The following is a 23142-nucleotide window of genomic DNA, read 5'->3' as shown; positions in this document are numbered from 1 at the left end:
AGGCGCCTCTGACAACCGGACCAGTCTGAGACGAAGTTTCCTACAAGCCCTGTCAGTTGCGGCTGCTATAGATCATGCATGCATGTTTTCGAGGGAACCGTGGAGGAAGCCTCAGTCCGGCTTGCCGACCCGGGCTTCGTCGCGCAGTGTGCCAAGCGGTATGCCGATGCGCACGGCCGATTGCCGAGAGAGGCGGAGTTGAAGAGCTGGTCGGAGAGTTGGCCGGCGCTGGTACGTGTGCTAGTTGCTGCCGGAATGCACGATCTGCACCTTCTGTTGGAGTACGAGCTGCCCGGCTCCAGCCAGAGGATCGATGCTCTCCTCCTTGGTCAACATGAGGGCCGCCTTGTGGCTGTCGTTGTCGAACTCAAGCAGTGGACGTTCGCCGCCCCACACCCAGTGGGAGCGGGGATGCTAATGGTGGGAAGCCGAGAGGTTCTCCACCCAGGACGCCAGGTTGGCGGATACGTCGCCTACCTGAACGACTGGGTTCCCGCCGAATTGGACCTCGAGGTGCGCGGCTTGGCGTACCTGCATAACGCATCCACAGAACTGGTCGGACATCTGAGCGCGCTTGCCGCTGGCGGCCCCAGCGCCGCTTTCCCGCTACTGGGGGCCGACACCCTTCCCGAGGGCATTGAGGCCTCGCTGCTGGCCGAACGGCTGCAGTGCGCAGATGTGGAGCCTGCCGACCGTCATGCGGTCACCAACTTCCTGCTGGCCCAGCACCGTCCTTCTGCATCCCTGCTGGCCAGGGTCGCTGGCACCATCGAAGGCCACGATGGCTTCAGGCTCGTCGGTGATCAGGACAAAGTCCGCCAGACCATCCATCGCGCGATCGAAGCCATCGTGAGGGGCAGGTCCGGCCACATCGTGGTCGTCACGGGCGGACCCGGCACCGGCAAGACCGCGATCGCTGCCCGGGTCATGGGGGACCTCTGCCTGAGAGACGACGCCAACCCCAGGCTCCTGTCCTCGTCCGGAACGCTCACCCAGCAGCTCACCCGTGCTATCGGAGGCCCAGCCAAAGGCCTCATCAGTACCCTAACCACCACGCTGCCCCGCGGGCTGAACAAAGGCAGCAGCATCGTCCTACTGGACGAGGCTCACCGGGCACGAACTGACCCGCTTCGGCGCAGTAGCGAGTTCCCCGACCTCTTCACACGGCTCATCCGCGACTGCGCGGCACTCGTCCTCTTCCTCGACGAACGCCAGATCGTCCGCCCCAGTGAAGGAACCACCCTCAATGAACTTCGCAGTCTGGCCCGCGCACGGGGCTACACCTTCGCCCACATCGATCTGACCACGCAATTCCGATGCGGGGGCTCGCGAGCCTATCTCGACTGGATAGACGCCCTACTCACTGAAGACGGCCAAGCACTCACATGGCAGGGCACCGACTACGATCTCGCCATCGCCGACAATCCCGCTGAACTTGAAGACTGGGTCACCACCCATCAGCACGCGGGTCGTAGTGCACGCATCACTGCGGGCTTTTGCTGGCCCTGGGATTCGCCTCCCACCCCGCCCCTTTGGCCGGAAGTCTCCATCCCCTGGACCAACGAGACCGGTGACCATCTGTGGCAACGCCCCTGGAACTCCGGCGCAGGCGGCATCCTTGCAGGTGCCGACACCCCGGGACGGGCATTCTGGGCCACCGACCAAGGCGGCCACCAACAGATCGGGTGCGTATACACCGCCCAGGGCATGGAATATGACTACAGCGCCGTGATCCTGGGTGAAGACATCACGTGGACCTCCACCGGATGGCAGGCCAGACCCGAAAAGAGCCGAGACTCCGCCCTTCGCGGATTGTCGCCCCGACAATATCTGCGCTACGCGCTGAACACCTACCGCGTCCTCGCCACGCGTGGAACCCGAGGCACACGTCTCTACTCAACCGACCCCGACACTCAAAGCCATCTTCGGGCCTTGGTCGGACATCACCTCGCTGGAAGCAACACTGAGGCATACCTGAGGTAGATCGCGACCACCAGCCCTCCTGGGTATCTGCGGGCTGCCTGCACGCTACGCAGTCGAAAAGCTAGCTGACGCGCCGACTAGCGCGCGGGCTGTGTCAGCCCGTGGGCTAGTGGCCGTACCCAGCAAGCGCGTTGTTGCCGACCCGCTCTCCGGGCCGACAACGCCGACAACAACGCGTGGTGGCCGGAACGCACCCCAAATGCGTTCCGGCCGGGAACCCGATATTTGTGATGTCCGAAGTGCCGGGAACCACAGTCACTGTGGCCTACCGGCCCCCGCCCTTGCAACGGCAAGTCCGGACGAGGCTGGAACAACTAGCGGCTCATATCGGCGCTACGGTTCGCGAGAGGCCCTGACCTGGTTCTTTAGGGCCTGGCCGCTTGAACTGGACAGCGCTGAAACAAAATACGGAACGCCAGCATCCGGTGGATTCTGGGCCCGGCGGTGCGACACCATCAACTGCGTGCCGCGCTGCAGAACCCCAACTTCCGAGCGCACCCGGCACGCATGTTCGAAGTGCCTGAAACCATCGAGAGGTTCCGAGATGACCGATGCTGCTACCTGTATCGCCCCCTGCACCCTCGTCGTCGTGATCTACGTGTTCGTCGTCGTGCTTCACGCGGACACGGGGCTCCGTACGAAGTGGCTCACGCTTCGCGACGACCTGGCCGCCCTGACCAGTCTGGCGGCTCTGTTCATCCCTCAAGCCGGCTACGGCCGTTGCTGATCGAGTGCTTGTAATGGGCCGTCGCGAACAGATAGATCCAGCGCACGTCCCGGAGATGGAGGAGGTGGCGCAATTGCTGCAGCAGGCGCGCCGCCTCGCTCGTCTCTCCTTCCGCCGCTTGGAGGAGATCACGGGGGTTGCCAGCTCGAGCCTGAACAGGGCTGCGAAGGGGCATCGCACATCCCGGGGAGTCGTTGAAGCCTTCGTGCGCGGCTGCGGTGCCGACCCGGAGGAAGCCCTTGCCGCGTGGGAGCGAGCGCAGCCCGTCTGCCATGCGGTCGCCGCAAAGCCGCAGCCCCAGAGCAGCAGTAACTTCGGCGATTTGGTCTGGGCTATGCGGGAATTGCGCGCCCGCCGCTCCAAGCCTCCGACCCTGAGAGAGATCGAAAATGCCGGGTCTGGCCTAATGCCACGGTCCACCATCAGCTCGCTCCTTGGCGGTGCCCCACCGCGCCGGGTCCGAAAGGACCTGCTGCTCGCCTACATGCGAGCAATGGGTGAGACTGAGGATGAGGTAGACCAGTGGGAAGCGGCGTGGGAGCGCGCAAACGCCAACTACGTGGCCAGCCCGCCTGTACCAGTCCGTATGTTGGCTTCTCCGACGCTCCTGTCGCAGCTGGCTGATCTGGAGATGTCTCGCTGGAACTGCATAGCGGCGTTAATCGACCAGGCCTCTGTTGGCAGTGATAGCCGATCGGGCCCGATCCGAGTGTCTCTAGCCCTGGAGACTCCGTCTGCCTCAGGGGGGCGCCCCGGTTTGTGCGTCTTCGATAACGGCCCTGGTCTGGATGCAGATAGCCTCCTACAGAGACTGAGAGACGGCTGGACCACCAGCACTCGCGGTCGTAACCGTGCCTTCGGTATGAGTTTCAGTATCGCCACCGCGCGGCTTGGAACGCTCATCACCATACGGACAGCTCAGGCCGGAACGCGCCGATGGACGGTGCTTAGGCTCGACTTGCGAGCGCTGGCCCGTTCTTCTGAGGCCGACTGGATGACCTTGGCGAGTGAGAGAAAGGCAAAGGTCAGTGACCATGGCACTCACATCGTCATCGGTGGCCTGCGCGAGAACTGGAGTGCCGATACTTGGCGCCAGCTCCGTATGAGACTAGGCGATCTCTACAGTCATCCGCTTCGTGAAGGACATTTAGAGATCACCGCTGACGGTCGAAACGTAAGGCCACGGATGCCTTGCATCTGGGGAGAACATCGCTCGGTCACGTATCGAGGTACGGAAATCAGTGCAGTGCAACGAATTGATAGCACGCAGCGAACCGTGCACGAGTGCTTGGATTGCGGGCGCAGCGGCGCATCCAGCGACATATGCGCGGGGTGCGGAGGCGGGGATCTACGCCCACTGACCCCACGCATCTGGGGCTGGGTGGGTGTGCAGCGGTACCTTGATCGGATCGACTATGGGCTCGACTTCTACAGTAACGGTCGAAAGATCCTCACTCGGGACAAGAAGATCTTTGAATGGCGTGACGACGACACCGGACAAGCCGAGTTGGAGTACCCGCTTGAGCTCGGTAACCGTGGTGGCCGGATCGTCGGCGAAGTCCACTGTGACCACCTGCGCGTGACGCCCACCATGGATGCGTTCGCTCATGATCCGGCCGCATGGCGCGCGGTCGTAGAGGCAGTCCGCGGCACTGGTCCCCTCCGTCCTCAGTACCGCCAAATGCTTGGATACTCGTCGCCCAACACCAGCCCGCTCGGGACCATTTTCAACGGCTTCCGCAGAGTCGACCCCGGGCTGAGATACCTCGTTCCCGGCGATGGGCGAATGGCAATTCATGACGAAGCGCGCAGGTGGGCTGAGCTGTTCCGCAAGGGCCACCCGAGGTACCAGGCCGACGACGTCTGGTACGAGGCTGTGCTCCAGCACGAAGGTTTGGAAGCCGACGGTCGGTTCCCTCCAGATGTACCCCGTGGGCCAAGCTGATGCGGGAACTCCCTGGTGACACGGTTCGGGCGGTGCCCACTGTCAATCTGCCAGAGTCGCGGAGGGCGCTGTTTCTGGGCCGTCCCTGGGCCGTCAAACAGCGGCCCACAGTGACCTACAACGACCGCCAATGCCCTGCGCACAGCAGGTCAGAGATGCTTCGGTGCGTCACGTCGCAGGCCGCCGGCAGCGTTCATCAATTCCTGCGCAACAAGAAGCAGGAGTGGGAGGAGTACCGCAGCGAGGTCACCGCGTTCGAGCTGCGGAAGAACCTGCCGGTGCTGTAGGCCGCCGGACGCCACTCGCGTCGTCGTCCGCCATTGCCCGGGCCCGTCCGGGGCATCCGTTGATGTATGACGGAGCGGGACGTGCGGAGCGGGTGGCGGTGGCTGCCGCGGTCGCGGCGTGCGCGGTGGGCCGTGGTGGTGGTCGTCTGGGCGCTCACGTACGGTGCGGGCGTTCTCGCCTGGCATCTGTGGCTGGACCGCTCGTGGGCCGACTCCCTCGTCTTCATGGCGATACTCGCGGTGTCGTGCACGATGGGCCCGTGGCTGGCAGCGCGCATGGGCCGGCCGCCATGTCCCGACGACTCCTGAAGAGGTCGACGGTCCGTTCGTGAGCGGACCGTCGGCCTCCGTTCGTAGGGGCTCGGATTCGGTCAGGATTCGAGAAGCGACTGGCCTGCGCCGCGGCTAATTTGGGGGGCATGGACCTCACCATTCATACGACCTCCCTTCCGCACGACGACCCCGACGCCTCCCTCGTCTTCTACCGGGACGTGCTCGGGTTCGAGGTGCGCAGTGATGTGGGGCAGGGGGCGATGCGGTGGATCACCGTCGGGCCGCCGAATCAGCCCGAGACCTGTATTTTGCTGGCGCCGCCCGCCGCCGACCCCGGGGTCACCGATGACGAGCGGCGGACCATCACTGAGATGATGGCCAAGGGGACGTACGGGTGGATCATGCTGGCCACCCGGGATCTCGACGGGGTGTTCGACAAGGTGCAGGCCGCCGACGCCGAGGTCGTGCAGGAGCCGACCCGGCAGCCGTACGGGGTGCGTGACTGCGCGTTCCGGGACCCCGCCGGGAACATGGTCCGTATTCAGGAGATCGACGGCTCCGGCAGTAAGGGCTGAGGCCGCGTGTGTCCGCCCGCCTGGCGGCAGGCCCTCATCGCCGCGCAGCATCTGCGTGACCTGGCACGGCTGCGCCGGGTCCGCGACCGGATCGACCGGGAGTGCGCCCGCCCCCTGGACGTCGAGGCGCTGGGCCGCGCCGTGGGGCTGCCCGGACGGCAGCTCTGCCGGGAGTTCACAGCGGCCTACGGCAGATCCCCGTACGCGTACGTCATCGCCCGCCGCGACCAGCGGCACCACCTCAGCCTGGAGAGGCAGACATCATGAGCGCCGACACGACCACCGGACAGCAGGGCGCCTTCTCGGCCGAGGAGCGGGCCGCCATGAAGGAGCGGGCCAAGGAGACCAAGGCCCGCCCCCGCGGTGCCAAGGCCGACACCGAGACCGACTGCCTCGCGAAGATCGCCGAGATGGAGGGCACCGACCGCGAGCTCGCCGAGGGCATCCACGCCCTGGTCAAGGCGAACGCGCCGGAGCTGATCGCCAAGACCTGGTACGGCATGCCCGCCTACGCCCAGCCGGGCAAGGGCGGCAAGCTGATCTGCTTCTTCCAGCCCGCCGCCAAGTTCAAGGCGCGCTACGCCACCCTCGGCTTCGACGGCGCGGCGGCCCTGGACGACGGGACGATGTGGCCGACCGCCTTCGCGCTCACCGAGCTGACGCCCGACACCGAGGCGCGGATCGCCGCGCTCGTCAAGCAGGCGGCCGGCTGACCGTCACGATGCGGGGGTGATGGCGTCCCGCAGCGGGACCTCGGCGCGCCTGCGGTACTCCTGCACCGACCAGCCGTTGCCGTCCGGGTCGGCGAAGTACATGAACGTACCGCCGTCGTCCGCCCCGAACGACACCGGCTCCGAGACCTCCACGCCCCGCCCGGTCAGCTCCTCCCGCGCCGCCTTGATGTCGCTCACGACCAGTTGCAGGCCGTGGTACGTGCCGGGGACCGGGGTGCCCGTCGGGATCGGTACGCCCGCGGCCAGCACGATCGAGCACCCCGAGCCGGGCGGGGTGAGCTGCACGATCCGGGAGCCCGGCATCACCTCCCGGTCCACGTCGCAGTGGAAGCCGACATGGTCGACGTAGAAGGACTTCGCCCGGTCGATGTCCGAGACGGGCAGCGGGATCACTTCGAGGGTCATCTCCATCGGTCAAAGGTAGGCGGGCGAGACCCCCGCCGTCAGGAGTCTGCGCGGCGTGCCCGAACCGTCCGCCGGGACGGTGTAGAGGTCGGCTCCGTAGTCGCCGGGCAGCGCGTAGGTCAGGTGCCGGTCGTCGCTCCACACCGCCTGGTCGTCGACGCTGCGGGACTCGGCCAGCGCGGTCTCGCGCATCGTCGCCAGGTCCAGGACGTACAGGTGCCAGGGCGCGTCGGCGGGCAGCCCGTCGACGCGCTTCTTGTACGCGATCCGGGTGCCGTCGGGGGAGAGGGACGGGCACTCGACGTTGCCGTGCAGGGTGGTGACCGTCCGGGTGCGCAGGTCGCCGCGGACCAGGTACGTCTTCCCGTGCGTGGCGAGCGTCGCGTAGAAGTGGCGGTCGTCGGCGGCGAAGGTGACGCCCCAGAAGTTCACGTCGGCGGCCCGGTAGGGGTGCCCGTCCTTGACGATGCGGTACGTCTCGAGTGTCGGCGTCAGCTTGCCGGTCGAGGTGTCGAGGATCGCGGCCCGCGTGGAGAAGTTCGTGCCCGCGTAGCTGTCGCCGCCGACGAACGCCGTCCAGGCCGCGTACCGCCCGCTCGGCGAGACCCGGGCCCGGGACGGGATGCCGGGGACGGGGTAGTGGGCCTTCTCGTGCAGGCCCGCGTCCAGGAGGGTGGCGCGGTAGGTGTCGGAGAGGGCGCCGTGGACGGCCTGGAGGCAGATCCCGGTGCCCGAAGCGGCGTAGAAGCGCAGGCACTTGAGGCCGGTGGCGGTCGCCCGGCGCGGGCCCGCGGGCGCGTTCGCCGGGGTGGTCGCCAGTTCGTCGCGGTGCGGGCCCCAGGCCATGTTCCGGAACACCAGCCGGTGGCCTCCGGGCTTGAGCCCCACCTGCCCCGTGGTCACCGCCGGGCCGCCGGGGCGGGCCTGGTCGCGGCGGTCGGCGCGGGCCGACGCGTGCAGCACGGCAGCCGTGGCCACCGCCGCCAGGGCGAGGACCGCCGCGACGAGGACGGTGAGCTTGGTGCGGGTCGTCGTGGTCACCCCGGTCGTCGCGGGGTCGGGCGTCGCACTGCCGGTCGTCGCGGGGTCGGGCGTGGTGCGGTCGGTCGTCATGCGGTCGCTTTCGTCGGGGCCGGGCGCAGGAGGCAGACGGCCGTCACGCCGCCGATCAGCAGGACCGCGGCGGCGGAGACGGCGGTGCGGTCGCCCCACGCCGTCCAGGCCGCGCCGAACCCGAGGGAGCAGCCGAAACGGGCGGCGGCCTGCCCGGTCTGCACCACCGCGAGGCCGGACGAGCGGCGCCCCTCCGGGATGCCGGCGGAGGCCGCGGCCATCAGGACGCCGTCCGTCGCCGCGTAGAACGTGCCGTGCAGCAGGAGCACGGCGCAGGGCAGCGCGGGGCTGTGGGCGTGGGTGAGCAGCAGCGCGTACACGGCCAGCAGGGCGACGTGTCCGCCGACGAACACCGGCCAGGCACCGACGCGGTCCGAGAGGCGGCCCAGTGGGGCGGCGAGGAGCAGGAACGCGGCGGCTGTGCCCAGCGGGAGCAGGGCGAACCAGCGCTCCGGCACGCCCAGTTGGCGCTGGAGGATGAGGTAGACGAAGGCGTCGCTGACCGTCGCGAGGCCGAGCAGGGTCGCGCAGACGGTGGGCCGGGCGAGCAGCTTCCAGTGGAGCCCCTCCGGCGATCGAGGAGCGGGGTCCGGGGCGGAGCCCCGTGTCCTGGGCACGAAGAGGAGCAGGACCACGACTCCGAGGGCCGCCACGCAGAAGCTCACCGTGAACACGGCGTCGTAGCCGTCCACCGTCCAGCGCAGGATCACGAAGGCCACCAGCGGCCCGAGCAGCGCGCCCGCGGTGTCCATCGCCCGGTGCACCCCGAACGCCCGGCCCCGCGTCTCCGGCGTGCTCGACAGGGAGATCAGCGCGTCGCGGGGCGCGGTGCGCAGGCCCTTGCCGGTGCGGTCGGCGGCGAGGACGGCGCCGATCAGGGGCAGCGTCCCGGCGAGCAGCAGCAGGGGCTTGCAGAGTGCCGAGAGCCCGTACCCGATGACGGCCACCGTCTTGTGCCGCCCGCCGCCGCTGTCCGCGAACCGGCCGCCGACCAGCCGGACCAGCGCCGAGAACCCGTTGTAGACGCCGTCGAGGAGACCGAAGCCGAGCGGGCTCAGGCCGAGCCCCGCGACGAGGTACAGCGGCAGCACCGCCGTGACCATCTCCGACGATGCGTCCGTGATGAGACTGACCGTGCCGAGCGCGAACACGGTGGAACCCACGGCGCGCCGCCGCCCGGCCGGGGGCCGGACGGCGGGCTCCGCGGACACCGGCGCCGTACCGCTCGCGCGAGAGTCCGCTACGTACATGTCAGGACGTCCAGATGCCGGTGATGTCCTTGGCCGACGCCGCGTTGCCCGCGTGCGAGGTCAGGCCGTGCATGTCCTCCAGGGTGCGCAGCAGGTCGTAGTGGTTGTACGTCGTCGAGGACGTGGCACCCGGGGTGACCTTCTGCCCGTAGAAGACGGTCGGGATCTTGTTGCCGCTCAGCCGGTTGTCCTCGTCGAAGGTGACGACGAGGAGGCTGTTGTGGGTCTTGGCCCAGGTCGCGTAGGCGCCGAGCTTGTTCTTCAGCCAGGTGTCACCGGTGGACACCGAGCAGTCGTGCATGTCGCTGCACAGGTTCGGCACGACGTAACTGACCTGGGGGAGCGTCGAGTAGTCCGTCGGGAACTGGGCGAAGGTCTTCGCCGACGACGTCGGGACGTTGCTGAACCCGAACCACGGGTTGTGCTTGCGGGCGTAGTCGCCGGAGGAGCAGGTGGTCGAACCCTGGCTCGGCAGCGTCTCGTTGTAGCTGCCCCAGGTCTTGCCGGCGGCGATCAGCTCGGAGGCCAGGTTCGGCGCGGAGGAGAAGCCGGGCGTGTAGCAGCTGTCGTCCGTGATGCCCTGGGTGGAGCCCGAGAACATCGCGAAGTAGTTGGGCTGGCTGGGGTGCGTCTCGGCGTACGAGGCCGTCAGGTTGGCGCCGCCCGACTTCAGGCTGTTGATGTACGGGGCGCTGGAGGAGCCGATGACCTGGCTGTACGCGTGGTTCTCGAAGACCACGACGATCGTGTGGTCGGGGGTGGGCACGGTCGCCGCCGCGTGGGCGGGCGAGCCGCCGCCGAGCGCGAGCCAGCTGCCCGCGGCGGCGGCCGTCAGCGCGAGCGCCGAGAGGAACGCCTTGCCGCGGGTGCGGACGGGAAGGGGACGTGCGGTACTGCTGCCGGGCACGTGGGACCTCCGATGTGGGGGAGGGAGCGGATGCTGGCGGTGCGAGCAGAGCATGCACACGCCAAGCCGCCGCGGTGTCACGTGTTCCGGTTCGGCCGGGTGAACCGTCGGTGAATCCTCGGCACCCCGGATCCGCTTTCGATCCGCCCTCAGCCCTCAGCCGTCAGCCCTCAGCGCTCGGCGAGCGGCGCCGGCGCCTCCTGCACCGTCCACCCGTTCCCGTCCGGGTCGCTGAAGAACAGGAAGGAGTTCCACTCCTCGCCGGGCCCGTCCTCCCAGCCGCCCGGCCCCGCGTGCCGCACCGGCGACACGTCCACGCCGCGCGCCACCAGCTCGGCGTGCGCGGCCGCGATGTCGGTGACGCACAACTGGAGCCCGCTCAGCGAACCGGGCTCCATGCCGCGCTGCCCCGGGGCGCCGGGCAGTCCCTGCGTCAGCGAGACGGAGCAGCGCGAGCCGGGCGGGGTCAGCTGCACGACGCGGATGCCGGGGGCCACCTCACGGTCGAGGTCGACCTCGAACCCCACCCTCTCCGCGTAGAACTCCTTGGCGCGGTCCACGTCCGAGACGGGAAGCACCACCACTTCCAGGGTCCATTCCATGGCCTGTCCTTCCGGCTGTGCGTACCTGGAGCACGTACGGGCATATGAGGGATCGTCCCTCGGGAGGTAGGACCGCGCACCCGTCCACGACTCATCGGTCCCGCACGTTGAGCAGTAGGCTCAGCACCAGCGAGTGATCGAACAGGAGGCCGGGCGATGTCGGTGCCGCAAGGACGAAGGAGCAGCACGTTCACGCGGCTGCTGCGGCACGGATTCACCGATCCGTCCGGTGCCGAGCGGCTGCTCGACGCCGAGGCGCTGTCCTCGGTGCGCTCCGACCCGCTGCTCCTGGACGCGCTCGGCGCCACCGCCGACCCCGATCTCGCCCTGCTCGGCCTGGTCCGGCTCGTCGAGGCGCAGCCCGATCCCACCGCCCGCCGCGAGCTCCTCGACACGCTGATCACCGCGAAGCCGCTGCGCGACCGGCTGCTCGGGGTGCTCGGCGCCTCCGAGGCGCTGGCCGACCACCTCGCCCGGCACAGCGGCGACTGGCGGGCCCTGGTCACGTACGAGCCGAGCGACCTGCATCCCGGGGTGGAGGAGTTCGAGCGGGGCCTCGCCGACGCCACCGACCCGGTGTCGCTGCGCGTCTCCTACCGGCGGTGCCTGCTGTCGCTGGCCGCCCGCGACGTGTGCGGCACCACCGACATCGTGGAGACCGCCGCCGAACTGGCCGACCTGGCGACGGCGACACTGCGCGCCGCGCTCGCCATGGCGCGGGCCGCCGCGCCCGCCGACGCCGCGCTGTGCCGGCTCGCGGTGATCGCGATGGGCAAGTGCGGCGGACACGAGCTGAACTACGTGTCCGACGTCGACGTCATCTTTGTGGGTGAGGCGGTCGAGGGTGCGGACGAGGGCAAGGCGGTCCAGGCCGCCACCCGGCTCGCCTCCCACATGATGCGGATCTGCTCCGACACCACCGTCGAGGGCACGATCTGGCCCGTCGACGCGAACCTGCGCCCCGAGGGCCGCAACGGCCCGCTGGTCCGCACCCTCTCCTCGCACCTCGCCTACTACCAGCGCTGGGCCAAGACCTGGGAGTTCCAGGCGCTGCTCAAGGCCCGCCCGGTCGCCGGCGACCTCGAACTGGGCCAGGAGTACGTCGACGCCGTCTCCCCGATGGTCTGGCAGGTCGCCGAGCGCGAGAACTTCGTGCCCGACGTGCAGAAGATGCGCAAGCGCGTCGTCGCCAACATCCCGCTGGGCGAGGTCGAGCGCGAGCTGAAGCTCGGCCCCGGCGGCCTGCGTGACGTCGAATTCGCCGTCCAGCTGCTCCAGTTGGTGCACGGCCGGTCCGACGCCTCGCTGCGCAGCGGTACGACGCTGGTCGCGCTGGCCGCGCTCGCCGACGGCGGCTACGTGGGCCGGGTCGACGCCGTCCAGCTCGACGACGCCTACCGCTTCCTCCGTACGCTCGAACACCGCATCCAGCTCTACAAGTTGCGCCGCACCCATCTGATCCCCGAGGACGAGGCCGATCTGCGCCGCATCGGCCGCTCGATGGGCATGCGCACCGAACCCATCACCGACCTCAACCGGGCCTGGAAGCGCCACACTTCGGTGGTCCGGCGCCTCCACGAGAAGCTCTTCTACCGCCCGCTGCTCGACGCGGTCGCCCAACTCGCCCCGGGCGAGACCAGGTTGAGCACGGAGGCGGCCCGCGAACGCCTGGTCGCCCTCGGCTACGCCGACCCCGGCGCGGCCCTGCGCCACCTGGAGGCCCTCTCCTCGGGCGTCACCCGCAAGGCGGCCATCCAGCGCACGCTGCTGCCGGTGCTGCTCGGCTGGTTCGCGGACTCCGCGGACCCGGACGCCGGACTGCTCAACTTCCGCAAGGTCTCCGACGCGCTGGGCAAGACCCCCTGGTACCTGCGGCTGCTGCGCGACGAGGGCGCCGCCGCCGAGAACCTGGCCCGCGTCCTGTCGGCCGGCCGGCTCGCCCCCGATCTGCTGATGCGCGCCCCCGAGGCCGTCGCGCTGCTCGGCGACGCGCAGGGTCTCCAGCCGCGCCCGCACGCCCAGTTGGAGCAGGAGGTGCTCGCCGCGGTGGGCCGGGCCGACGGTGGCGAGCAGGCCGTCGTCGCCGCCCGCGGGGTGCGCCGCCGCGAGCTGTTCCGCACCTGCGCCGCCGACATCATCGCCTCCTACGGCACCGAGGACACCCCGGCCGTCGCCGACCAGGGCGCCCTCGTCGACCAAGTCGGCGGCGCCGTCTCGGACTTGACGGCCGCCACGCTCGCCGCGACGCTCCGCGCGGTCGTCCGGGACGGCTGGGGCGACACCCTGCCGACCCGGTTCGCCGTCATCGCCATGGGCCGCTTCGGCGGACACGAACTGGGTTACGGCTCCGACGCCGACGTCCTGTTCGTGCACGAGCCGCGCGAGGGCGTCAGCGACCAGGAGGCGGCCCAGGCCGCGAACAAGGTCGTCTCCGAGATGCGCCGCCTGCTCGCCCTGCCGAGCGCCGACCCGCCGCTGCTCATCGACGCCGATCTGCGGCCCGAGGGCAAGTCCGGGCCGCTCGTGCGCACGCTCAAGTCCTACGAGGCGTACTACCGCCGGTGGTCACTGGTCTGGGAGTCGCAGGCGCTGCTGCGGGCCCAGTACGTCGCCGGTGACGAGGAGTTGGGCCGCGCCTTCATCGAGCTGATCGACCCGTTGCGCTACCCGGCCGAGGGGCTCGGCGACGACGCCGTGCGCGAGATCCGGCGGCTCAAGGCCCGGATGGAGTCCGAACGCCTGCCGCGCGGCGCCGACCCCACCCTCCACACCAAGCTGGGCCGCGGTGGTCTGTCCGACGTGGAGTGGACGGTGCAGCTCCTCCAGCTCCAGCACGGCTGGGCCGAGCCCGGGCTGCGCACGACGCGTACCCGGGAGGCGCTGGGCGCGGCCTGCGCCGCTGAGCTGATCCCCGCCGAGGACGCCGCCATCCTCGACGAGGCCTGGGTCCTCGCGACCCGGGTTCGCAACGCCGTGATGCTGGTGCGCGGGCGGGCCGGGGACACGTTCCCGTCCGACGGGCGTGAACTCGGGGCCGTGGGGCGTTATCTGGGCTACGACCCGGGTCACGTCGGCGACATGCTGGACGACTACCGCCGCACAACGCGCCGCGCCCGAGCCGTCGTCGAGGAACGCTTCTACCAATAGGGGCCCTGCGACCCCGTCCCGGCGGATCGCGCAGTTCTTCGAGTGCGGCCCGGTGGCCGCTTCTCGCGCAGTTCCCCGCGCCCCTAAAACCAGTTCCTCACGCGCGCCACCGTCGTGGCTGGTCGCGCAGTTCCCCGCGCCCCTGAGATGCGCACTTCGTGCGCCATCTCATCAGAGAGGCGCGCCCCCGCCCCATCGGAGAGGCGCGCCACCGCTGCCCCCCATCGGGAGGCGCGCGAAGCGCAGCCTCAGGGGAAGGCTGCGCGCAGCGCATGTCTTCAGGGGCGCGGGGAACTGCGCGACCAGCCACGACGAGAGCCGCGCGTGAAGAACTACGCGAGAAGCGGCCACCGGGTCGCGCGTGACGGACTGCCCAGGGGCGCGGGGAACTGCGCGACCAGCCACGACGAGAGCCGCGCCCGAAGGATTGCCTAGGGGCGCGGGGAACTGCGCGAGAAGCGGCCACCGGGCCGCGGGCGAAGGACAACTGAGGGGCCCGGGCCGTCGTAGGCGGCCCGCGCCCTAAGCCCCGAGCAACCCCCGCACGCCCCCCACAAACGCACCGAGCGCCAGCTCGAAGGCGGCATCCGAGCGGCCCCCCGCCATCGCCGAAAGCGCCCGCTCCAGCAACGGCATCGCGGCCCCCTCCGGCACCTCCCACATCTCCTCCGGCGCCGCCATGTCCAGCGCCGACCCGAGCACGACATTGTCCAGCCCGATGACCACCGTCATGACATCGCCGACGTCGAACCCGGCATCCAGCAACAGCCCCACCGCCAGCTCGTACTGAGCCAGCACCCGAGGCGCCCGCACCGGATTCGTGGTCAGCAGCGGAATCGCCTTCGGATGCGCGGCGAACGCGGCGCGATAGGCCCGCGCCCACTCCGTCAGCGCCTCGTCCCACGGCAGCCCCGAGCGGAGCGGCGCCGCGTCGATGCCTCCCGCCACCCGGTCCCGCAGCAGCTCCACGATCCCGTCCCGGCCGTCCACGTGGTGGTACACGGAACCCGTCTGCACCCCGAGCCGCCGCGCGATCTGCGGCACGCTGAAGTCGCCCTGCTCGTCGACGAGGGCCAGCGCCGTCGCGCCGATGCGCTCCCGGTCCAGCAGTGGCTTGCTCGGCCGACCCATCCGATGTGCTCCTCCGTCAGAACCCCGTCCCGCCCGTGAAGACGGGTCTTCCCGTATCCCCAACGGGAGGTTACATTGCGGAAACCGAAAGGCTTTAGGTTTACGCCGCTGCCCCCCTTTCCCGTCCTCTGCTGCCTGCCACCAGAAGGGCCTCCTTCCGCATGCCCGCAACCTCCCCGAAGACCGTCACGGCCGCCCCGCCCGCCCCGGCCGAGCCCGGTCTGCGCACGGGTTCCCTCGGCACCGCCGACATCGCGTTCTTCGTCGTCTCCGCCGCCGCCCCGCTCACCGTCATGGCGGGCGTCGCCCCGCTCGCCATCGCCCTCGGCGGCATCGGCGCCCCGGCCGGCTACCTCCTGGCCGGCCTCACCCTCGCCGTCTTCGCCATCGGCTTCACCGCGATGAGCCGCCACGTCACCGGCGGCGGCGCCTTCTACGCGTACATCACCCAGGGCCTCGGCCGCCCGGCCGGCATCGGCGCCGCGCTGCTCGCCATGATCGGCTACAACGGCATGGAGATCGGCGTCTACGGGCTCCTCGGCTCCGCCACCCAGGACACCGTCCACGCCCTGTTCGGCGCCGACATCCCCTGGCTGCCCGTCTCCCTGATCGGCCTGGCCGTCATCTGGTACGGCGGCTTCCGGTCGATCGACTTCGGCGCGAAGCTGCTCGGCGTCCTGCTCGTCGCCGAGACCGGCATCCTCGTACTCCTCGCCGGCGGAGTCCTCCTCAAGGGCGGCGCCCACGGCCTCTCCCTGGCCTCCTTCGCCCCCGGCAACGTCCTCGTGCCCGGCACCGCGGCCGTCCTGGCCTTCGCCTTCGCCGCGTTCACCGGCTTCGAGTCGACCGTCATCTACCGCCGCGAGGCCCGCGACCCGGACCGCACCGTGCCGCGCGCCACGTACATCGCGGTCGCCTTCCTCGGGCTCTTCTACGCGTTCACGGTCTGGATCGCCATCCAGTCCTTCGGCGACGCGCAGGTGGTGAAGGAGGCGGGCGGCAACCCGGCGGACCTCTTCTTCACCGCGATCACCACCTTCGTCGGCGGCTGGGCGGCCGACGTGATGCACGTCCTCATCGTCACCAGCGTCATCGCCTCCCTGCTCGCCTTCCACAACGCGATCAACCGTTACGGGCTCGCCCTCGCCGACGAAGGGGTCCTGCCGCGCTCCTTCGGCCGGATCCACCCCAAGCACGGCTCCCCGTACGCGGCGGGCCTCGCGCAGACCGCCCTGGGCGCCGTCGTCGTCCTCGTCTTCTGGGCCGCGGGCCTCGACCCGTACGCGCAGCTCCTGCTGTGGGTGAACACCCCGGGCATGCTGGGCCTGATGGCGCTGCAACTCCTCGCGGCCATCGCCGTCCCGTTCTTCTTCCGCCGGATCAGCCACCAGGAGGGCGTCCTGCGCACGATCGTCGCCCCCGCCGCGGCGACGCTGCTCCTCGGCGCCGCGATAATCCTGGTGATCACCCACATCGACCTCTTCACCGGCGCGTCCCCGCTGGCGAACGCGGTGATGGTGGCGGTGGCCCCCGCGGTCTTCGTCCTGGGCTTCCCGCTGGCCCACCGCCTGAAGCGCACCCGCCCGGAGATCTACGAACGGTTCGGCCAGTCCTAGCCCAGGGTCCGACCGCGCCCCGCAAGGGGCGCGGGGAACTGCGCGACCAGCCACGACGCACCCGCACCCGCCGACGAACGCCCACCCCCGCAGACGAGCCGCCAAAAAGGAGCCCGCACATGGCACCCCCGGCCGACCTCCTCCTCACCAGCACAAACATCCGCACCCTGAACCCGGATCAGCCGGAGGCCACCGCGCTGGCCGTCACCGGCGGCCGCATCACGGCGATCGGCGACACCGCCACCCTGATCCGGGACTGCACAGGCCCCCGCACCGAACGCCTCGACCTCGCCGGAGCGACCGTCACGCCGGGGCTCGTCGACTCCCACAGCCACCCGGTGTGGGGCCTGCGCATGGCGACCGGCGCCGACCTCAGCGGCGTACAGGACCTGGACGCGCTGCGGACCGCCCTGCGCCACGCGGACCGGATCGACGGCTGGGTCATCGGCTGGGGGCTCGACCACAACGCGTTCGGCGGCCGCCCGCTCCACCGCGACCTCATCGAGGACGTCCTCGACGGCGCCCCCGCCTTCCTGCGCCTGTACGACGGCCACTCGGCACTCGTCAGCGCCGCCGCCCTGACCGCGGCGGGCGTCACCGGCCCGCGCTCCTTCGCCCAGCGCTCCGAGATCGTCTGCGGCCCCGACGGCCGCCCCACCGGGCACCTGATCGAGCACGCGGCGATGGACCTGGTCGACGCGGTCGTGCCCGCGCTCTCGTACGAGGACCGCCGCAAGGGACTCGTCGACCTGCTCACCGCGATGGCCGCCACCGGCCTCACCGGCGCCCACGTCATGGACGGCTCCGACCTCGATCTGCTCGCCGCGGTCGAGGCGGACACCGACCTGCCGCTGCGTCTGACCATCGCGCCCTGGTGCATGCCGGGCGTGGACACGGCGGGCCTCGACGAACTGATCGCGCTCCAGGCCAGGCACGGCCGCGACTGGCGGGTCGGCGGCGTCAAGTTCTTCATGGACGGCACCGTCGAGGGCGGCACCGCCTGGCTGGAGCACCCCGACTGCCACGGGCAGGGGACCGAGGCGTTCTGGCCGGACCCGGCCGCGTACAGCGCCGCCGTACGGCACCTGCACGCCGCCGGGGTGCGCACCGCTACCCACGCCATCGGCGACGCGGCCGTCCGGCACGTCCTGGACACGGTCGAGGCGCTCGGCGCGAGCGGCCGCGGCGCCCACCGGATCGAGCACATCGAGTCGGTGCCCGACGACACCCTCCCGCGGTTCGCCGCGCTCGGGGTCACCGCGTCCATGCAGCCGCCGCACACCGCGTACACGAAGGGTGACCACAGCGACGAGTGGTCCAAGCGGCTCGGCGACGAGCGGGCGGCCCGCGCCTGGCGCACCCGCGACCTGCGCGACGCGGGCGCCACCCTCGCCCTCGGCTCGGACTGGCCGATCGCCCCCTACGACGTACGGCGGGTGCTCGCCATGGCCCGGGTGCCCGAGGGCGCGGCCGGACCGGGGCAGGGCCTCACCGGGCTCGAAGCGCTCGAAGGAGTGACCTCGCACGCGGCGGTCGCGGCCGGGGAGGCGGACAGGACGGGCCGGATCGCGGTCGGCCTGCGCGCGGACCTCACCGTGCTCGGCCTGGACCCGGTGACGGCACCGGCCGACGAACTGGCCGAGGCGCCGGTACTGCTGACCACGGTGGGCGGCAGGATCACGCACCGTACCCACTGAGAGCGCAGGGGACCCCCGAGCCCCATGATCAGAACGCGCTTTCTACTTGATCTGTGGAGAAATCGCCCTACGCCTTGATCGGGATGCCCGGTCGCCGCGTCGCCACCAGGCGCGGCAGGGCGTAGGGCAGCGTCCCGTACCAGAGCCGCGCCACCAGGAACCCGAAGGCCAGGCAGAGCATCCCGCCGACCGCGTCCAGCCAGAAGTGGTTGGCGGTCGCCACGATCACCGTCAGGGTCGCCACGGGGTAGAGCAGACCGAGGATCCTGGCCCACGGCGCCGAGGCGAGCGCGAAGATCGTCAGGCCGCACCAGAGCGACCAGCCGATGTGCATCGAGGGCATCGCCGCGTACTGGTTCGACATGTTCTTCAGGTTCCCGGAGGCCATCGAACCCCAGGTCTGGTGCACCGCGACCGTGTCGATGAAGTGGCCGCCGCTCATCAGGCGCGGCGGGGCCAGCGGGAAGAAGTAGTAGCCGACCAGGGCGACCGCCGTCGTCGCGAACAGCACGAGCCGGGTCGCCGCGTAGCGCCCGGGATGGCGGCGGAACAGCCACACCAGCACCCCGAGCGTCATCACGAAGTGCAGGGTCGCGTAGTAGTAGTTCATACCGATGATGAGCCAAGTCACCGCGTTCACCGTGTGGTTGACGCTCTGCTCCACGGCGATGCCGAGATGGTGCTCCAGGGACCAGATCCAGTCCGCGTTCCGCAGCGCCTTCGCTCTCTGCTCCGGGACCGCGTTGCGGATCAGGGAGTACGTCCAGTAGCTCACCGCGATCAGCAGGATCTCGAACCAGAGCCGGGGACGCCGCGGCATACGCAGGCGGCGCAGGAAACCGCCGGCGCTCTGCGTCGCGCGGGATTCCTCCGCGTCGGACGAGGCGGCGGGTCCTGGTCGGCCGTCCAGTGTTGTCACGGTCGTTTCACCCATAGTCACCGAGTCTGCCAGATTTCCGGCCCCTGTCAGATCATCCCTCGGTCGGGTCACGCCCGCACCTGCTACGCCCTGCGGACGAGACCGGGCCCCAGGGGACGGGGCGGGCCGCCCCGGGCGCCATCAGGCCGCTCGCGCAGGCCAGGGCCGTGCGGCCCCGGCCGAGCAGGGCCGCGGCCGCCGCCCGACCACCCTCCGGTGTGTACGGAGAGTGCTCGACGAGATCCCGCTCCACATCACCCGTGGCTGCCGCGATCACGGGAGTGGGCTGTACCGGTCACCCGGCGTGCGGCCCACCGGACTCCCCTCGCGCAACTGCGGCAACTGCGGCAACTGCGGTACGGGTACGGGCGGTTGAGGGCGGGAAGCGGTCATCACCACTCGGAACGGTGAAGGCCCGCGAACGGCCGACATGCCCCTTGCGGGCGGCGGTAGCGTGGTGGTGCGGGCCGACGGAGCCCGCACCGGTCCGCCGCGAGGGGCTGTCGCATGCTGAACGCCACCGCCCTGGATCCCCGTCCCGGGGAGAGCAAGAGCAGTACGGTCCTGGTGGTCGACGACACCGCCGCGAACCGCTTCGCGCTGAGCGCCGTGCTCAGCCGCGCAGGACATCTCGTCGTGCCCGTGGCCTCCGCCGGGGAGGCGCTGCTCGAACTCGAGGTGCGGCTGCGGGCCGGCTGCCTGCCCGACCTGGCACTCGTCGACGTGGGGCTGCCCGACCTCAGCGGCTTCGAGCTGTGCCGCAGGGTCAAGGCCCTGCCCTCGCTGGCCGGCATCCCCGTCGTCCACTTCTCCGCCCGCCCCTCGGGTCCCGTCGACCGCTGCCAGGGGCTCGACGCGGGCGGTGAGGCGTATCTGACGGTGCCCGCGGAGCCGGAGGAGATCCGCGCCGTGGTCCGCGCCGCGCTCCGCGGCGCCCGTGAACTCACCGACGCGCAGGCCCAGTTCACCCGTCTCGCGCTGCTCTCCGAAGCCGTCGTCGAGGTGCAGGGCGCCCGCTGTCTCGCCGAGCTGGCCGACGCCGCCGCCGACGCGGCGGCCCGGCTCACCGGGCAGCCCGCCGCCGTGTTCGTCCTCGACGACGACAGTGCCGCGCACACCGGCCTGTCCCGGCACGCCGAGCGCACCGGGCTGCCCGGCGCGGGCGACGAGGAGCGGGCCGCCGCCCAGGTCCGGCGGGTGCCGTGCGCCCGGGGCGGGATCCGCTCCGCCGTCCTGCCCGGAGCGCAGTGGCCCGGGGTGTACGTCGGACCGGGTGACGTCCGTCTGGTCCTCGCCCGCAGCCGCGACGGCCTGTCCGTGTGCCTGGTCACGCCCGTCCACCCCGACGCGAGCGGGCGGATCGGCCCGCTCGTCGCCCAGCTGGCGCGGGCCACCGTGCTCGCCGCGGAACCCCTCCTCCGGTACGAGCAGGAGCGCCACGTGGCCCTGACCCTGCAACGCAGCTTCCTGCCCGCCCAGTTGCCCCGGATGCCGGGCCTCCAGGTCGCCTTCCGCTACGAACCCGCCTCGCAACAGGCCGAGATCGGCGGCGACTTCTACGCCGCGCTGCCCACCCCCACCGGGGTCATCGCCGCCATCGGCGACGTGGTCGGGCACTCCCTCGACGCCGCCACCGTGATGGTCGAGATCCGGCACGCGCTGCGCGCCTACAGCATCGAGGACGCGCGGCCCGGCCGCCTCGTGGACCGTATCGACCGGATGCTCCAGCACTACCACCCGGACACCACGGCGACCCTCTGCCTGATCCTCGTCGACCCCGGCAGCGGCCGCGTCCAGGTGGCGAACGCGGGGCACATCCCGCCGCTGATCCTGCCCGCGCACGGTGCGCCCCACTACGCCGAGGCCGCCGGCCCGCTGCTCGGCCTCGGTCTGCCGCGCCCCGAGCCCGCAGAGCTGACCCTCGCGCCCGGCGACCGGCTGCTCATGGTCACCGACGGGCTGATCGAGACCCGCGGCACCGACCTGGCCGTCTCCATGGATCAGCTGCGCGGCGCCGCGGCCGTCGCCCCGGCCGGTCCCGACGCCCTCTGCGACACCCTGATGTCCTGCTTCGGCCAGGACCGCGCGGACGACATCGCCCTGCTCGCCCTGCGCCTCAGCCCAGGGGTTTCTCCAGCAGAGTGACCCCGTAACTGCTGCCACCCGCGCCGGACTTGAAGGGCTGCTCACCGACGACCGTATAGCCGCGGCCCTCGTAGTAGGCGCGCAGCCGCGGGTTGGTCGCCACGCAGTCGAGGCGGCACAGCGAGCGGCCCGTCTCCGCGATGCGCCGCTCGGCGCGGGCGAGCAGTTCGGTGCCCGTACCGGCCGGGGCGCCGCGCCGCACCATCAGCCGGTGCACGTACCCGGCCACGGGCGGCTGCGCGCCCCACGCCGCCTCGTCCTCCCACCACAGCTCGAAGGCGCCCGCGACGGTGCCGTCGGCGAGGGCCGCGATCCACACCTCGCCCTCCTCCATCCGCAGCCGGAAGTGGTCCGCGTCCTTCTGGCCGGGCTTCCACTGGTCGATGCCCCGGTCGACCATCCAGCGGGCCGCTTCGTCGTAGAGCGACACGAGAACGCCCAGGTCGCCGGTGTCCGCTCTGCGGAACGCGAGTTGTGCCGTCATGCCGATCACCGTAAAGGTGAGGGGCGCAAGGACCGACCCCGACTCCACGGAGCCCTCATGCCGAACATCACCGTCGACCACTCCGCCGCCCTCGACGACCGCATCGACCGCGCCGGACTCGCCGGGGCCGTCCACCAGGCCTGCGTCGACGTCGTGGGCGCCCGCACGGCGGCCTGCAAGACCCGCTTCCGCCGCGCCGACGAGACCGTGGTGGGCGACGGCACCGAGCCGGCGGACCTGGTCCACATCGAGATCGCCCTCCTGGCAGGCCGCACGGAGGAGGCGAAGACGGCTCTGACGGAGACGGTCCTCGCTCTGCTGCCCGCACACATCAAGGAGCCGGAGGGCGCGCACCTGTCGGTGGAGGTCCGAGACCTGGAGCCCGCCTACAAGTCGGCGCGAGGCTGAGCGCGGGCCCCGGCAGGGGCGCGGGGCCGCATCGATGTGCGGCTCCGCCGCGTGGGCGCGACCAGCCACGACGGCGCCGCACCCGAAACTCAGACAGCGGCCAGCCCGGACAACCGCCCGATCAACTCGGCGAACGGCCCGTCCACCGGCTCCCCGGAGAGAAGGCGCCGCAACAGCGCCGCCATCTCGGAGTCGTACGCGGCGCTGACAGCGGCCAGCGCCGCGAAATCGTGCACCAGCTGAAGCTCCAGCTCCCCGCGCGGAATGCGCCGCCCGTCGAGCCAGATCAGCGCCGTCGACTCGGCGAGCGAGATCCACGACCGGACGACGAGTTCGAGCCGGGGCGACGGGGACACGACCCCCAGGTGCGCCAGGATCTGGACGTACGCGGCCTGCCGCACGGAGTCGATCAGCGCGTTCGTCGCGGAGGAGCCGACGGCCGGCCCCCCGCGCATCAGCGCCGAGAAACCGGGCCCGTGCTCGTCGACGAAGTCGAAGAACCGGCCCATGACGCGCAGCAGCCGGGCCCCGAGCGGCCCTTCCCGGGGCTCCTCGAAACGTTCCGCCAGATCCTCGGCGGCCCGCTTCAACGCGGCCTCGTACAGGCTGAGTTTGCCCGGGAAGTAGTGATAGACGAGCGGTCGCGAGATCCCCGCGGCGGCCGCTATCTCGTCGATGGAGACCTCGTCGGGGGAGCGGTGGCTGAAGAGTTCGAGGGCGACCCCGATCAACTGCCGTCGCCGCTCCTCGACTCCCATTCTGCGCCGCACCCCGGTAGCCATACCGAACACTCT

21 protein-coding genes and 1 pseudogene are annotated in these 23142 nt (G+C 70.8%); 12 read left to right on the top strand and 10 right to left on the bottom strand.

Translation table 11 applies throughout. The features are described from left to right. The first annotated feature begins 78 nt into the window (after positions 1-78). Positions 79-1983, top strand: coding sequence for a DNA/RNA helicase domain-containing protein (locus K377_RS05160; RefSeq protein WP_111661927.1), 1905 nt, complete (start codon positions 79-81; stop codon positions 1981-1983). Positions 1984-2527: 544 nt separating this feature from the next. Then, a complete protein-coding gene (locus tag K377_RS05155; RefSeq protein WP_111661926.1) occupies positions 2528-2710 on the top strand; it encodes a hypothetical protein in 183 nt (60 codons plus the stop codon). 1348 nt (positions 2711-4058) lie between these two features. On the opposite strand, the gene K377_RS41275 is transcribed toward K377_RS05155, so the two are convergent. Beyond that, on the bottom strand, positions 4059-4319 hold the full coding sequence (locus tag K377_RS41275) for a hypothetical protein (RefSeq protein WP_146614684.1): 261 nt from the start codon (positions 4317-4319) through the stop codon (positions 4059-4061). Between the two features lie 536 nt (positions 4320-4855). Between K377_RS41275 and K377_RS05145 the strand changes: the two are divergent. The 5 genes and pseudogenes from K377_RS05145 to K377_RS05125 all read left to right on the top strand — a co-directional run. Further along, positions 4856-4942, top strand: a pseudogene (locus K377_RS05145) (glutamine synthetase); the annotation flags it as partial. Positions 4943-5008: 66 nt separating this feature from the next. Next, positions 5009-5251 carry a hypothetical protein gene (locus K377_RS05140; protein WP_111661923.1) on the top strand — a complete coding sequence of 81 codons (243 nt, stop codon included), beginning with the start codon at positions 5009-5011 and terminating at the stop codon, positions 5249-5251. 110 nt (positions 5252-5361) lie between these two features. Further along, the gene (locus tag K377_RS05135; protein WP_111662190.1) at positions 5362-5790 is read left to right on the top strand and encodes a VOC family protein; all 429 of its coding nucleotides are present in this window, start codon (positions 5362-5364) and stop codon (positions 5788-5790) included. A gap of 6 nt (positions 5791-5796) precedes the next feature. Beyond that, entirely contained in the window at positions 5797-6057 is a 261-nt protein-coding gene (locus K377_RS05130) for a helix-turn-helix transcriptional regulator (protein ID WP_202455011.1), read from the top strand. Further along, positions 6054-6503 carry an iron chaperone gene (locus K377_RS05125; protein WP_111661922.1) on the top strand — a complete coding sequence of 150 codons (450 nt, stop codon included), beginning with the start codon at positions 6054-6056 and terminating at the stop codon, positions 6501-6503. Before K377_RS05130 ends, K377_RS05125 begins: the two co-directional genes overlap by 4 nt. Before the next feature lie 3 nt (positions 6504-6506). Here K377_RS05125 and K377_RS05120 read toward each other — a convergent pair whose 3' ends face one another. The 5 genes from K377_RS05120 to K377_RS05100 all read right to left on the bottom strand — a co-directional run bounded on the left by K377_RS05120 (position 6507) and on the right by K377_RS05100 (position 10801). Continuing rightward, a complete protein-coding gene (locus K377_RS05120; protein WP_111661921.1) occupies positions 6507-6935 on the bottom strand; it encodes a VOC family protein in 429 nt (142 codons plus the stop codon). A 3-nt stretch (positions 6936-6938) separates the two neighbouring features. Then, on the bottom strand, positions 6939-8042 hold the full coding sequence (locus tag K377_RS05115; protein WP_111661920.1) for a PD40 domain-containing protein: 1104 nt from the start codon (positions 8040-8042) through the stop codon (positions 6939-6941). After that, the gene (locus K377_RS05110; RefSeq protein ID WP_181512480.1) at positions 8039-9292 is read right to left on the bottom strand and encodes an MFS transporter; all 1254 of its coding nucleotides are present in this window, start codon (positions 9290-9292) and stop codon (positions 8039-8041) included. Before K377_RS05110 ends, K377_RS05115 begins: the two co-directional genes overlap by 4 nt. Position 9293: 1 nt before the next feature. Next, entirely contained in the window at positions 9294-10199 is a 906-nt protein-coding gene (locus tag K377_RS05105) for an alkaline phosphatase family protein (RefSeq protein WP_111661919.1), read from the bottom strand. A gap of 170 nt (positions 10200-10369) precedes the next feature. Beyond that, on the bottom strand, positions 10370-10801 hold the full coding sequence (locus tag K377_RS05100; protein WP_111661918.1) for a VOC family protein: 432 nt from the start codon (positions 10799-10801) through the stop codon (positions 10370-10372). 156 nt (positions 10802-10957) lie between these two features. Between K377_RS05100 and K377_RS05095 the strand changes: the two genes are divergently transcribed. Then, the gene (locus K377_RS05095) at positions 10958-13948 is read left to right on the top strand and encodes a bifunctional [glutamine synthetase] adenylyltransferase/[glutamine synthetase]-adenylyl-L-tyrosine phosphorylase (protein WP_111661917.1); all 2991 of its coding nucleotides are present in this window, start codon (positions 10958-10960) and stop codon (positions 13946-13948) included. Positions 13949-14470: 522 nt separating this feature from the next. On the opposite strand, the gene K377_RS05090 is transcribed toward K377_RS05095, so the two are convergent. After that, positions 14471-15079, bottom strand: a complete 609-nt coding sequence (locus K377_RS05090; protein ID WP_111661916.1) for a TetR/AcrR family transcriptional regulator — start codon at positions 15077-15079, stop codon at positions 14471-14473. 161 nt (positions 15080-15240) lie between these two features. On the opposite strand from K377_RS05090, the gene K377_RS05085 reads away from it, so the two are divergent. Together K377_RS05085 and K377_RS05080 are read left to right on the top strand one after the other, a co-directional pair. After that, a complete protein-coding gene (locus K377_RS05085) occupies positions 15241-16695 on the top strand; it encodes an APC family permease (protein WP_111661915.1) in 1455 nt (484 codons plus the stop codon). 119 nt (positions 16696-16814) lie between these two features. Then, positions 16815-18392 (top strand): amidohydrolase, encoded by a 1578-nt coding sequence (locus K377_RS05080; RefSeq protein ID WP_111661914.1) that lies wholly within the window; start codon positions 16815-16817, stop codon positions 18390-18392. Between the two features lie 67 nt (positions 18393-18459). Here the strand turns inward: K377_RS05080 and K377_RS05075 are convergent, their stop codons facing one another. After that, a complete protein-coding gene (locus K377_RS05075; protein ID WP_111661913.1) occupies positions 18460-19326 on the bottom strand; it encodes a phosphatase PAP2 family protein in 867 nt (288 codons plus the stop codon). Between the two features lie 492 nt (positions 19327-19818). Between K377_RS05075 and K377_RS05070 the strand changes: the two genes are divergently transcribed. After that, the gene (locus tag K377_RS05070; RefSeq protein ID WP_111661912.1) at positions 19819-21456 is read left to right on the top strand and encodes a fused response regulator/phosphatase; all 1638 of its coding nucleotides are present in this window, start codon (positions 19819-19821) and stop codon (positions 21454-21456) included. On the opposite strand, the gene K377_RS05065 is transcribed toward K377_RS05070, so the two are convergent. Then, the gene (locus K377_RS05065) at positions 21428-21940 is read right to left on the bottom strand and encodes a GNAT family N-acetyltransferase (RefSeq protein ID WP_111662188.1); all 513 of its coding nucleotides are present in this window, start codon (positions 21938-21940) and stop codon (positions 21428-21430) included. The two genes, K377_RS05070 and K377_RS05065, sit on opposite strands and share 29 nt — an antisense overlap. Positions 21941-21997: 57 nt before the next feature. On the opposite strand from K377_RS05065, the gene K377_RS05060 reads away from it, so the two are divergent. Beyond that, positions 21998-22348, top strand: a complete 351-nt coding sequence (locus tag K377_RS05060) for a 5-carboxymethyl-2-hydroxymuconate Delta-isomerase (RefSeq protein WP_111661911.1) — start codon at positions 21998-22000, stop codon at positions 22346-22348. Between the two features lie 89 nt (positions 22349-22437). Here the strand turns inward: K377_RS05060 and K377_RS05055 are convergent, their stop codons facing one another. Continuing rightward, complete coding sequence (locus tag K377_RS05055) at positions 22438-23130, bottom strand: TetR/AcrR family transcriptional regulator (protein WP_111661910.1); 693 nt, start codon at positions 23128-23130, stop codon at positions 22438-22440. Positions 23131-23142: the final 12 nt, after the last annotated feature.

Source organism: Streptomyces sp. PsTaAH-137, assembly GCF_003259365.1.
Lineage (GTDB): Bacteria > Actinomycetota > Actinomycetes > Streptomycetales > Streptomycetaceae > Streptomyces.
The sequence above is the reverse complement of the archived record's forward strand: the minus strand, read 5'-3'. Positions and strand labels throughout refer to the sequence as shown.